This is a genomic window from Streptococcus merionis DSM 19192 (assembly GCF_000380085.1).
Taxonomy (GTDB): Bacteria; Bacillota; Bacilli; order Lactobacillales; family Streptococcaceae; genus Streptococcus; species Streptococcus merionis.
In genome coordinates this window covers 67,111-79,667 of sequence record NZ_KB904538.1, presented here as the reverse complement: position 1 = coordinate 79,667, position 12,557 = coordinate 67,111, and the positions used below count along the sequence as shown (strand labels likewise).

Sequence of the window (12,557 nt, the reverse complement as noted above, 5' to 3'; positions counted from 1 at the left end):
CATGGTTTTAACTTGACAGATGGAGCCAAATTCAGTATCCTAAGATTATTGGTTTTGCTCCCCTTAGTTAAGTGGATATAACAAGTTCCTCCTAAGAATTAGTCGCTGGTTCGACTCCGGCAGGGGAGATAAGGTAGACTGGTAGAAAGTGCTTGTGATGTTTGGTTGACATGAGCGCTTCTAATCACAATACCTTTTATTACTATCGTAATCCTATTTGGCTCAAAAAAGAAAAAGACCCGCAGATCATTTTGATTTGTGGGTTATTGTCATGGCTTCAAGTCAAGTAATAAAAGCATAACCTGAACAAAGTTCAGCGAGCGTCTTTAGACGCTGCTGGAGAGAGGGAGTGGGAAAGAACTCAAGCAATCAAAAAGAGTTCGTTTTCCCACCCCCGCACAGTTATTAGGCCGGATTTGGAGTGTAAAATACGAATAAATCTGCCAATCAGCAGTGGTTCATTGGCGCTAAAGCACCTAATGATCTTTGCAGGGGTAAGACTAAGTTGGCATGGCCAACAAGTCTTACTCCCAACCACTGCACTGAGATGTTGAAGCAAACGATGAGAGGTGAGATTGGATTTTTTGCCCAGCCTCGTACAAGTCCCCATTTTCACGGGGTTATGACTTGGCCTGATACTCTCGAGATCGTGCCATCATATCAGCAAAAGTATTGATGATGGTTTCTTTGTACTCTGGCTTGCTGACGAGTGAAGCCACTTTATCCAGCACAGCTTGCTCACGATCGCTATCTAGAACAGGAAGATCGTGGGCTTTTTTATAGGCAATAACCTGTTTGACCTCATGTAGTCGTTTTTCCAAAAGCACAACCAACTCGCGGTCAATCTGATCGATATGATGACGACTTGTTTCTAAATTCTGCATGTCACACCTCAAACTTTCTATGTCTCATTTTATCAAAAAATGCTTATGATAGCTAGTTTTCAAAGGCACTCGGACAACCATAGTAACTATTTTTCAAAAAATCATAAAAACCTTGACAAATATCATTGTCAAAATAAAAATGATATGTTACAATATGACTATAAAAATAGTAGATAAAAGCATTTGTATGAGCTCAATACCTTAGATAGCAAGAATGAAACTATCAAGTTTTAGTCGAAGACACAAAGGCTAAACTTAATATTTACGAAAAGGAGCAGTTTATGGAATACATCGGTTGGATAACTTTAGGATTGGTTTTGCTACACCTATCTTACCCAGAGAGAGTCAGGCGTTTAGAAAGAAAAGTGAAACCACTATTGAAAGAAAACAAAGGAGAGCAAGATATGTCACAGATCATTCAAAAATTAGTCAATACTCAATGCAAAATTACTTTTGAAGAAATCTTTGGTTCTGAGGAAGTTTATGAGATTCTTGAAGCAGATGAGGAATGGCTCAAAATTTCTCGAGAGTTGAAGGGTGGTAAAAGCGAAACACGGATTGTTCGTATTGACAATATCAAGGAAATTAAACCACTAGGATAGGAGAATTTATGAAAAGAAACGTTTTAACTATTTTTTTAGCCATCCTTGGTTTAGTTGGCTTAGCCTTAGCCAACAGCTTTCCGCAAAACGTTATTAGTTACTTTGTTGGTTACAATAGTGTCGCCAATGCTTCATTTTCTACGCTTCAGATACTTCTTTCTCTATCTGCTTTATTTGTAACGGTTGTTGGATTTCTATTTTGGGCAAGAAAAGTAAACCTTTTCCGCTTCACTTTGAAAGGCTTGTCTTGGAAAACGGCTCTGGTGACTGGTTTTGGAGGTCTTTTAGCCATTTATCTACTAAGGTTGCCTGGGATTCTTGTTTTACAGCTGGAAGGCGCGGTTTCTACCGCTAACCAAGAAACGTTAGAGATGGTTCAAGGAATTCTGCCACCACTGATCATGATTGTTATGACGGTCTTTGCAGCTCCTGTTATTGAGGAAATCATGTTTCGTGCTTATACCACTTACTACCTTTGCTTGGGAAATGCTAAGGCTGGTTTAATCGTTGGGACAATATTCTTTGCGCTTTTTCATCTTCCAACTAATTTCGGCAGTTTTATAATATATGCTAGCATGGGTTTATGTCTCGGCTATGTCTACTATAAGACCAAGCGCTTGGAGTATGCCATTCTTTTACATTTTATCAATAATCTGATTGCAGTAGTTTTGATGTATATTGTTTAGATGATGGGGGAATGCCTTATGTTAGAACTGAAAAATCGGCTTAAAGAGTTGAGGGCAAGAGATGGCTATAATCAAACGGATTTGGCTAATCTTGCTAAGGTATCGCGCCAGACCATTAGTCTCATTGAGCGCGGGGAATATCAACCGTCCATCGTGATCGCTCTAAAAATCGCTAAGATTTTTAATGAGCCTGTGGACAATGTATTTCGTCTGGAAGGAGAGGAAGAGGAATGAAAAATAAGAAGAAAGCATTCAAATACATCGTTTTAGCAATGGTACTGTTTTTAATTGGATTTATTGTAGGCTATTTTGGTCCAGGTGGTTTAAACTTTTCTATCCCAATGGAACAGATTATTTGGCTTGGAAGACTAGTTGCATTACTATCTATTATCGGTTTTAGTTATTTTCTTGCAAGAGCCTATACAACCCATAAAAACTATTTAGCGACTGTTGATGATGACGAGAGTTACGAGCTCTATAAAACCGCTAGAAAAACACTAGACTACAGTACAGTCATGTTTAATATTTCCCAGATTGCTGCTGTTTTTAATGTAATAGCCTCGAATTCCTTTGAACTCAAGAGCAGAACAGCGAGTTTTTTATATCTTGATCTGATGTCGCTAGTTATTCTATTTGTCTTAGTTTTTATCTATTATAGAGTTTATGGCTATGTTCGAGAGGTTAAAGTGCCTTTCATGATTAGTAGTGATGATCTCATTGCATTTATGGAAAAAACAGCAGATGAAGCGGAGTTACAGGTTGAGTACAGAAATAGTTATAAAATTTTACATGCCTTAACTGCAGAGATTCTCCCTGTTTTATATATTATTTTAGGAGCTGTTTCCATACTTTTAAATACCAATCAGATTGGCGCCTTGTTATCCGTCGCAGCCATTCACCTCTATATCACAATTTCGCAATTACGCATTACTAAAGAATACTTTAAATGAGAATACTATTTGGATAATAGGAGATCTGTACTATGAACAAATCTAAAAATTCTATTAAAAATATAGACTTATTCCATGCCACCACTATACTAATGATTTTAGTTGGAATAGTAAGATTATTCCTCAATGATTTTGCTATTTCAGTTTGGTTATTTTTAGTGGCTTGGTTAGGAGTTGGTGTCTATGCTTATTGTAAAACGAAAACAGCATATATAGCTAACATGTTTGTGATCATTGTGGCTATGTTTGGAATTGTGATATTGGGAGACTGGTTGCACCTTTTTCCGACATCTTCTGATGGTTGGCTCTTAATTTTGTCTTCGATAATAGTCGCAGAAGGAATTCGGAAAACATTAGAAAGGGTGGATTAGCCTATGTTTAAACGGCTTTTCAATTTATGTTTATTTTTATTGGGAATGTTAGCTTTTTCCTACATGGGTTCAATGGTAGGACGCCAGCTTGCAAGTCGTGGGACAGAGTCATCTTTTGGAATTTTTTGGGGAATCGTCCTTATCTATATTTGTCTAGCTATTGTCTTTATTCTTCATATCGCTATTCACGAAGCTGGGCATGTGATTTTTGGACTTTTGACAGGCTATCAATTTCTCAGCTATCGTGTGCTTAATCTCATGTGGCGCAAGAAAGCTGACGGTAAGATTGCCTTTTCTCGTTATTCTGTGCCTGGAACTGCTGGTCAGGCCTTGATGGTTCCACCAGATCCTAAGGATGACAAGATCCCCTACGTTCTCTATAATTTGGGCGGTGGCTTGGCTAATCTGATTGCTTCTGGTCTTGTTTATCTCTTCCTTTATATTACCAATATGTCGAATATTTATCTTGAAATTTTTGGAATGATTGGTATGCTGACAGGTTTAGGTAATCTCATTCCTGTTACTGGTTTCATTGCAAATGATGGTGCCAATATTGTTCATATTGCAAAGCATCCGAAAGGCTCTCTTTATTTTTGGTCAAATCTAGCTATTAATGCCAAATTATCAGAGGGCTATTCGTATTCAGACTTGGATAAGCGTTATTTTTTAGAAGTTAGAAATGAAGATTTAAACAATAATATTATAGTAAGTTCTGCTTTTTCAAATGTTTCGCTTTTGATGGAGAAGGAAGAATTTCAGACTGCGCGTGATTATCTGGTTGATTTAAACCTAAATCAGGCGGGAGTTATGGACATCATTAAGGTTTTAGGAAAAGTTACGATTGTCTACTGTGATATGCTCCTGGAGCAAGCACCAACTTATATCTTTAGCAAGAAAGAGTGGAAGATAATTCAGGCTCTTAGTCGCTCTCAGCCGTCAGTCCTTGTGATGCTTTATGCCTATTACAGCCTGATTGAGCCTGATAGTCAAAAAGCAGCTAAGGCTTTGGCAGGTTTCAAAAAGATGGAAGCAACCTATCATCTTCCCGCTGAGTATAGAACAGAAGCTCGCAACCTAGGCTATTTTCAGGAGATAATCACTAGAAACCAAGACCCCTTTGTAATGTGACTTGAGCCTCAATTGAGGAGATATGAGCTAATTTAAAGCGAAAAGGTGATAGAGTTGACAGGAAAACATGCAAGTTCTTTGAATGTCTAGACTATTGTTTTTAGATTGAATGATTATAAGCAGTTATTATAGTTCATGTTTTTCAAATTTTTATTTTACAGTTGAGTTAGGTAAAAGTAAAAATAATAAATCTGTATCATTATTTTAGTAAGCAGACCTTGATTTTAGACAGTTTTTCTATTTTGGTTTAACAACCTTATCCAAGGAAGTAGGCTTTTGTTCAGCTCCAATTTAGAAGAGTTTATGATAGAATACACAGCAGAAATGAGGATAAAATAAAGTGAAAGATTCTAAAAGAAGAGAAATATCAAAAATAGCTTATCTTTATTATATTGAGGGTTTAAGTCAAACACAAATCGCTGAAGAAATGGGACTGTATCGAACTACAGTAAGCAGGATGCTAACTCAGGCTAAAGAAAATGGAATTGTTCAAATTGAAATTGAAAATTTTGATCCAACATTGCTTAAGTTAGAAAAGGTGTTTAAGAAACAGTATGGATTAAAACAAGTTGAAATTGCACCAACAGTTATGGGAAGTAGTGATGATGAGTGCGAATTAAGAGTGGCAAATTTAGCGGCGCAATTTTTACGAAAGAATATTCATGATAAACAAACAATTGGCTTAGCATGGGGAGCAAGTATAGGTAGAGCAGTAGAAAGTTTAGAACCCAAATACATAAATGACGCTGTTTTTGTTCCAGTTGTAGGAGGACCAAGTCGAATTAACTCGCAATATCATATTAACACGCTTGTTTATGAATTAGCTAAAAAATTTCATGGACGAAGTATTTTTGTTAATGCAGCAGTTGTGCAAGAGACGAGAGAATTGGCTGAAGGTATTTTTTATTCTCGTTATTTTGAAGAATTAAGAGAACTATGGAAAAGTTTAGATATGGTTATTGTTGGTGTTGGAGGTAATCTCAGTTATAATAAAACCCAGTGGCGTGATTTAATTAATGAAGAAGATTATAAAGATTTGAAATTAAGGGAAGCTGTTGGAGATTGTTGCTGTCGTTTTATTGATAAGGATGGCAAAATATTAAAGGGGCTGCTTGATCAACGTACAATTGGATTACCCTTAGAAGATTTACGAAATATCAAACAAACAGTTGCTATTGCAAGAGGAAAAGCAAAGGTGAGAGCTATTCGTGCTTTAATTAAAAAGGGATATATTAATACACTTATTTCTGATCAGGAAACTCTTTTAGCCATACTGAAGCTAGATAAAGTGAGTTTTGATTTGTCATAATAGGCCAAATATTTTACTAGACGAGAGGGTATCGGCAATGCTGATATCCTTTTTAAACACGAGTATTTAAAAACTTTATACTTAAAGAAAATCAAAAGCAGACTAATTGGACCTTGGCAACGTGTTCTCGTTGAATACTACGTTAGTTTCCTATTTTTAGTCGCTTTTTTTGGCGTTTTGGTATCTTGTTACTAGGAAACGAAGTTGCAGATAGAAGTGGACTTTACCAAGACGAGTTGATGAAGTATTCTTTTGATTTTCAAAGAATATTGTATGTGATTGAAGTAAGAGTGATAAACCTTCATCTCAAGAAAGATAGCTAGAGGACGCTCGAATTTTGAGAAGTCACTGTTGTAACCCTACTTCATTTTAGTGTCTTATAATAATGAACATTTGTGCAAATTATATTATCAAGAAACATTTTGTAACAAACAAAAGCTTATAATATCAAGGTTTTAGAATGGAATAGAAATACTAATAAAAAAATCCCTTGTCAATATTTCTGATGTAACATATAATTATTCATAAATAAAAGCGTTTACATTTTTGCTAGCTTTATGTGCGTTAAACAATTCACTATTGGAGGTAACTATGGTTAAAATCATATCTGAAGACAGTATTAATTTATCACTTGAAGGTGATGATAAAAATGTAGTCATTAAGAATTTAGCTAAACAAATTTATAATACAGGTGTTATTTCAGATCTTGAAATCTATTATCAAAGTGTTTTAGAGCGGGAAGAAATGGTATCAACAGGTATTGGTTTTAATATTGCTATTCCGCACGGAAAAAGTTCAGCAGTCAATACTTGTGCCGTTGGCTTTGCTAGATTAGTGAATGATTTAGATTGGCAAAGCCTAGATGGCGAGCCTGTCAAGATGATCTTTCTTTTGGCAATACCGGAAGAGTGTGCAGGTAATGAACATTTAAAAATCATTGCAGCCCTATCTCGTCAACTTATCCATGAAGAATTTAGACAAAAATTAGAAAATTTAATGGATAAAAAGTCTATTGCAGAGCTAATTAATGGTAGTTTAAAACATATTGATATTGTTTATGAATCAGAGTAAATAAAAAAGTTTTAGAATAAAAATATAGAAACATTTAAAGAAGGGAAGAAAAATATGTTGAAATTAGTCGCAGTCACTTCATGTCCATCTGGTGTAGCACACACTTATTTAGCCGCTGAGAGTTTACAAGTTGCAGCAGACAAACTAAATGTAGAAATGTATGTTGAAACTCAAGGATCAATTGGAACTGAAAATGAATTGACAACTGAGCAAATAAAGTCAGCTGACGCTGTTATTTTAACTAATGCTGTAAGTATAAAAAATGAAGATCGTTTTAAGGGAAAACCTGTTTTACGTGTGAGCCCTAGTGATTGTATCAAAAAATCGGATATTATTATTAAAAAATTACAAGAAAAATTAGGAAAATAGGTGTAAAATTATGATTAATTTACTTAAAAATACACGAAAAAATTTGATGACAGGAGTCTCATACATGATTCCTTTTGTAGTTGCAGGCGGTGTTCTTTTAGCTATAAGTGTGTTGTTATCTGGACGCGCTGCAGTACCTAGTGAGGGCGTGTTAGCTGATATTGCTAATATAGGTATTACAGGATTGGGACTTATGGTGCCAATACTATCAGGTTATATTGCTTTTTCTATGGTAGACCGAGTTGGATTAGCTCCAGGGATTATTGGCGGGATGATTGCTTCTAATATTGGAGCAGGCTTCATTGGTGGTATCTTCTCAGGACTTTTAACTGGTATTGTAGTTTACTATTTAAAAAAGATTGAATTACCTATTGCGTTTAAATCACTTATGCCAATTTTTGTCATACCATTATTAGGGACATTAATTGTTGGTGGTATTATGTATTGGATCATAGGCCGACCAATTGCTTTAGTGATGAGTACTATGACAGGGTGGCTTGAGACCCTTGGTTCTGGGAATCTCTTGATTCTTGGATTAATCCTAGGTGCTATGATTGCTTCTGACATGGGAGGACCTATCAATAAAGTAGCCTTTGGTTTTGGTTCTGCTATGGTAGGTACAATAAATTCTCAAACAGGTCTTCCGAGTACTACAGCACTTACTATTATGGCTGCAATTGGAGTAGCGATTTGTATTCCTCCACTTGGTATGGGGTTAGCGACTTTAATTGCACCTAAGAAATTTACGGAAGAAGAAAAAACATCAGGAAAAGCGGCCATTGTCATGGGACTTATGGGAATAACAGAAGGAGCGATTCCATTTGCTGCATCTGATCCTACTCGTTGTATTCCGGCAAACATTATTGGAAGTAGCGTAGGTTCTGCTATTGCAATTACATTTGGAGCTGGTAATCCAGCCCCTTGGGGAGGATGGATTGTTGCTCCAGTAGTACAGCGCCCTCTGGTTTATCTAATAGCAAGTATCATTGGATCAATTATTACAGCAGCAGTTGTTGTAATAACTAAGAAATCAGTCCAGAGTGATGATGTAAAAATGGAAACTGATGATTTTGATTTAGAACTTGAAATACTATAAAACATTTAAGGATGCATTCTTTTGAAGCATCCTTAAATAATATACAAAAGTTTATTATTTTTATTAAAAAGCACATTTGTGCTTTTTAAAATGAAAATATGAAATTAAAAAAAGGAAAGCTTACCAGATAAGGCTTTGAAAGCTTAGTTAAAATAATATTAAAAACCATATACTTTAATAACTGATTTAGTTGTAAAATATAGCTATAAAGATAATCATATAAGTAGAAAGGATACTAAATATGGCAGCAGGAGTAATTGATAAAACCCAAAATATTGCAAATGTGGTATTAAATGGTAATCCGCGCATTCAACTGATGAAAGATAATCTTTTTAAAGAAGAGCGCCAAATTTCTTTAGAACGTGCGCTGTTATACACAGAAAGCTATAAAGCGACTGAAGGTGAGCCTGTCATTATCCGTCGTGCAAAAGCTACAGCACATATCATGGATCATGTGGAAATCAGCATCCGAGAAGGAGAACTTTTAGTTGGCAATCGGACTGTGCGTCCACGGTCTGGTATTCTTTCTCCGGAAATGGACCCTTATTGGATTATGAAAGAAATTGATACGATTGCAACACGTCCGCAAGACCAATTTGTTTTTACAGAAGAAGACAAAAAAGTTTATATTGAGCAATTGTATCCCTTCTGGAAAGAACACTCGATGAAGGACTTCATTAACAGCGAGTTAACTGATGATATCAAAGCAGCTTTAAAAGATGAGGCGTTTAAATTAAATCAAACGGATAAAGGTCAGGGTCACATCATCATGGATTTCCCGGCTATCCTTAATCATGGGATCCAATATTATATTGATCATTTAGCTGAAAAAATGGAAGAAAATCCTGATAATAATTTTTTTAAGGCTGGACAGATCATTTTTCAAGCAATGAAACGTCATTTTATCCGCTATGCAAGATTAGCACGTCAAATGTCAGAAAATGAAGAAGCTCAGCGATCAAGTGAGCTGCTGAATATGGCAGAAATCTGTGAAAAATTGAGTACTGAGAAACCTGCTACATTTTATGAGGCTTTGCAGTTGCTTTGGATGACGAGTATTATCGGACAGTATGAATCAAATGCTTCATCTCTCTCCTTAGGTCGCATGGATCAATATCTTTACCCATTTTATCGATATTCACTGGAGTACGGTGAATCAGAAGAGTTGATGTATGAAGTGCTCGGGGACTTTTACATTAAGACAAATGATGTCGTCTTACTCCGCAGTCAAAGCAGCGCCAAATGTTTTGCAGGCTTTCCAACTGGATATACCGTAGCTTTGGGTGGCTTAGACAAATACGGACATACAGCAGTCAATCCCTTATCCTATGTGATGCTGGATATTTATCACGAAATTTTGCTTCCACAGCCTAATTTATCCGTTCGGATGAATGAAGTTATCCCACGGAAATTTTTGTTAAAAACATGTGAAACCATCCGTCTAGGTACTGGCATACCGCAGCTTTTCAACGATGAAGTCTGTGTCCCGGCTTTCCTCAGTAAAGGTGTTTCCTTGGAGGATGCGCGCGACTATGGTACTGTAGGCTGTGTTGAAATTTCGATTCCTGGTCGGACATATGGTTTGCATGACATTGCACTCTTTAATCTTCTGCGTATTATGGAATTGAGCATGTACGAATTACGTGATAAGGAAGATTTGACCTATAATGAATTACTGAAAAGTATTGAACAAAAAATTGATTACTATGTGGATCTTGTTGTAAAAGGTTCCAATATTGTTGATTTAGGACACCGCCACTATGCTCCAACCCCATTTTTATCTGTTTTGATTAAAGATTGTATTGAAAATGGTAAGGACGTTACTGAAGGTGGAGCCCGATATAACTTCTCAGGTGTTCAAGGAATCGGCGAAGCTAATTTAAGCGATTCAATGTATGTTATCAAAAAAATGGTTTTTGAAAATAAAGAAATGTCCTTTTCTGAGCTCGTCAAAGCCTTAGAAATGAATTATGAAGGTAAGTATGCAGTGCTTCAAAAACATGTCATTCAAGACTTCGAGAAGTATGGCAATGATGATGATGAAGTAGATGAAATTGCTCTTAAAGTCTTTACACATTATGCTAAAGAACTAGAAAAATATGCGAATGTCCGTGGTGGCAAGTTTATTCCGGGTGCCTACACTGTTTCAGCTCATATTCCTTTAGGGGAAGCTGTCGGAGCAACTCCGGATGGACGCAGAGCACATGAACAATTGGCTGACGGCGGATTGTCGCCAATGGTTGGACGTGACCATTTAGGACCAACTGCGGTATTAAAATCAGTGAGTAAACTTGATAATTATCTGACTGTAAACGGTAGCCTTCTCAATGTGAAATTTCAGCCTAACACATTAAAAGGGATTCAAGGCTTAAACAAATTTGCTGATTTCTTGATGGCCTATACAAAATTAAAAATTCAGCATATCCAATTTAATGTTCAGTCTAAAGAAACCCTTTTAGATGCTCAAAAGCATCCTGAAAAATATACCGGACTTTTAGTCCGTGTAGCAGGTTACAGTGCTTTCTTTGTTGATTTAAACAAACAAATTCAGGACGATATTATTGCACGTGTTGAGCATACGCTTTAAGACAGGAATGGAATAGACTATGAAAGATGAGGGATTAGTTTTTAATATTCAGCGCTATTCAGTTCATGATGGCGGCGGCATCAGAACAATCATTTTTTTAAAGGGTTGTCCTTTAGCCTGCCCATGGTGTGCTAATCCAGAATCTAGAAAAGTAGTAAAACCAGCTTTCTGGATAAAAAATGGAAAGAAAGAAATCATTGGAGAGTGGCGTAAAATCGATGACCTCGTCAATGAAGTGATGAGAGATGAAATATTTTTTAGAACTTCTGGCGGCGGGGTAACTATTTCTGGTGGAGAAGTGCTCATGCAGGCAGACTTCGCTGGCAATCTTTTAAAAGAGTTTTATCGATTAGGAGTTCATACAGCTATTGAAACCACAGGAGCCTTTCCGCTTGATTGTGTTGAAAAATTGACCCCGTACTTAAATCAAGTTTTATTCGATTTAAAAATTATGGATTCTAACCGAGCAAGTGAGGTCATCGGTATTAATGTCAACAACGTCAAAAAAAACTTAGAATTTTTACTGACACAAAAACATATTGAAGTCATCCCTCGAGTGCCGCTTATCCCTGGTTATACAACATCAACTCAAAATCTTGAAGCGATTGCGAACTATCTGAAATCATTGAGCATTAAGGAGGTCCATTTGCTGCCCTTTCACCAGTACGGTAGCAGTAAATATGAGTATTTAGGCTGGAATTATACGATGAAAGATGTTCCCACCTTGACTTCTACTGAAATTGATAACATCAAAAAAATATTTGAAGATAAGGAAGTTCAAACTAACATTGGCGGTTTATGATAGAAAGAAGAACAAAATGGAATTTTTATTAGACACAGTTAACTTAGAAGAAATTAAAACTTATGCAGAAATTATTCCCATTTCAGGAATTACTTCGAACCCATCAATTGTAAAAAAAGAAGAACCTATTGAGTTCTTCCAACATATGAGGGCCATTCGAAATATTATCGGCCAAGATAAGAGCTTGCATGTCCAAGTTGTAGCAGCTGATTATGACGGTATACTTGCAGATGCTGAGGCGATTTTAAAAAATATTGATGATAAAGTCTTTGTTAAAGTCCCTGTTAGCAGTGATGGATTAAAGGCAATTAGAGTTCTGAAAGAACATGGCGTTAGTGTCACAGCGACAGCTATTTATACTAAAATGCAAGCCTATCTGGCTATTGCTGCAGGGGCGGACTACCTAGCTCCTTATTATAATCGTATGGAGAACCTGAACATTGATCCTAAAGAAGTGATTCGTGAGGTTGCAAAAGAAATTGAACGAACTGGAAGTCGGTCTAAGATCTTAGCGGCTAGTTTTAAAAATGTGGATCAAGTGAACGCTGCATTAGAAGCAGGAGCACAAGCGTCGACCGTAGGTGTAGACGTTATGGCACAAGCTTTTGAAATGCCATCTATTTCAAAGGCGGTAGCCGATTTCATTTCTGATTGGGAAAGCATTTATGGAGAACATTCAACCATTGCTGATTTATAGAGAAG

14 protein-coding genes and 1 tRNA gene are annotated in these 12,557 nt (G+C 36.4%); 14 read left to right on the top strand and 1 reads right to left on the bottom strand.

The features are described 5' to 3' along the window. Positions 1-57: 57 nt before the first annotated feature. Positions 58-129 (top strand) — tRNA-Arg (locus A3I5_RS0100345). Between the two features lie 491 nt (positions 130-620). Here A3I5_RS0100345 and A3I5_RS0100340 read toward each other — a convergent pair. Continuing rightward, entirely contained in the window at positions 621-884 is a 264-nt protein-coding gene (locus tag A3I5_RS0100340; protein WP_018372619.1) for a chorismate mutase, read from the bottom strand. A 404-nt stretch (positions 885-1,288) separates the two neighbouring features. On the opposite strand from A3I5_RS0100340, the gene A3I5_RS12500 reads away from it, so the two are divergent. The 13 genes from A3I5_RS12500 to A3I5_RS0100275 all read left to right on the top strand — a co-directional run bounded on the left by A3I5_RS12500 (position 1,289) and on the right by A3I5_RS0100275 (position 12,552). Beyond that, positions 1,289-1,486, top strand: a complete 198-nt coding sequence (locus A3I5_RS12500) for a hypothetical protein (protein WP_145955174.1) — start codon at positions 1,289-1,291, stop codon at positions 1,484-1,486. Positions 1,487-1,494: 8 nt separating this feature from the next. Next, positions 1,495-2,172, top strand: coding sequence for a CPBP family intramembrane glutamic endopeptidase (locus A3I5_RS0100330; RefSeq protein WP_018372617.1), 678 nt, complete (start codon positions 1,495-1,497; stop codon positions 2,170-2,172). An 18-nt stretch (positions 2,173-2,190) separates the two neighbouring features. Further along, on the top strand, positions 2,191-2,406 hold the full coding sequence (locus tag A3I5_RS0100325; protein WP_018372616.1) for a helix-turn-helix transcriptional regulator: 216 nt from the start codon (positions 2,191-2,193) through the stop codon (positions 2,404-2,406). Continuing rightward, positions 2,403-3,122 (top strand): DUF3169 family protein, encoded by a 720-nt coding sequence (locus tag A3I5_RS12020; protein WP_018372615.1) that lies wholly within the window; start codon positions 2,403-2,405, stop codon positions 3,120-3,122. Before A3I5_RS0100325 ends, A3I5_RS12020 begins: the two co-directional genes overlap by 4 nt. 32 nt (positions 3,123-3,154) lie before the next feature. After that, entirely contained in the window at positions 3,155-3,493 is a 339-nt protein-coding gene (locus tag A3I5_RS0100315) for a hypothetical protein (RefSeq protein ID WP_018372614.1), read from the top strand. Positions 3,494-3,556: 63 nt separating this feature from the next. Further along, positions 3,557-4,621, top strand: a complete 1,065-nt coding sequence (locus A3I5_RS0100310) for a zinc metalloprotease (RefSeq protein WP_145955173.1) — start codon at positions 3,557-3,559, stop codon at positions 4,619-4,621. A gap of 340 nt (positions 4,622-4,961) precedes the next feature. After that, positions 4,962-5,930: a sugar-binding transcriptional regulator gene (locus A3I5_RS0100305; protein WP_018372612.1), complete on the top strand. Its 969-nt coding sequence runs from the start codon at positions 4,962-4,964 to the stop codon at positions 5,928-5,930. A 591-nt stretch (positions 5,931-6,521) separates the two neighbouring features. Beyond that, complete coding sequence (locus A3I5_RS0100300) at positions 6,522-7,001, top strand: PTS sugar transporter subunit IIA (RefSeq protein ID WP_018372611.1); 480 nt, start codon at positions 6,522-6,524, stop codon at positions 6,999-7,001. Positions 7,002-7,058: 57 nt separating this feature from the next. Further along, entirely contained in the window at positions 7,059-7,370 is a 312-nt protein-coding gene (locus A3I5_RS0100295; RefSeq protein WP_026216844.1) for a PTS fructose-like transporter subunit IIB, read from the top strand. 10 nt (positions 7,371-7,380) lie between these two features. After that, positions 7,381-8,466: a PTS fructose transporter subunit EIIC gene (locus tag A3I5_RS0100290; protein WP_026216843.1), complete on the top strand. Its 1,086-nt coding sequence runs from the start codon at positions 7,381-7,383 to the stop codon at positions 8,464-8,466. Between the two features lie 241 nt (positions 8,467-8,707). Next, positions 8,708-11,053 (top strand): formate C-acetyltransferase, encoded by a 2,346-nt coding sequence (locus A3I5_RS0100285; protein ID WP_018372608.1) that lies wholly within the window; start codon positions 8,708-8,710, stop codon positions 11,051-11,053. Positions 11,054-11,072: 19 nt separating this feature from the next. Beyond that, a complete protein-coding gene (locus A3I5_RS0100280) occupies positions 11,073-11,855 on the top strand; it encodes a glycyl-radical enzyme activating protein (protein ID WP_018372607.1) in 783 nt (260 codons plus the stop codon). A 16-nt stretch (positions 11,856-11,871) separates the two neighbouring features. Further along, complete coding sequence (locus tag A3I5_RS0100275; protein WP_018372606.1) at positions 11,872-12,552, top strand: fructose-6-phosphate aldolase; 681 nt, start codon at positions 11,872-11,874, stop codon at positions 12,550-12,552. The last annotated feature ends 5 nt before the right edge of the window (positions 12,553-12,557 follow it).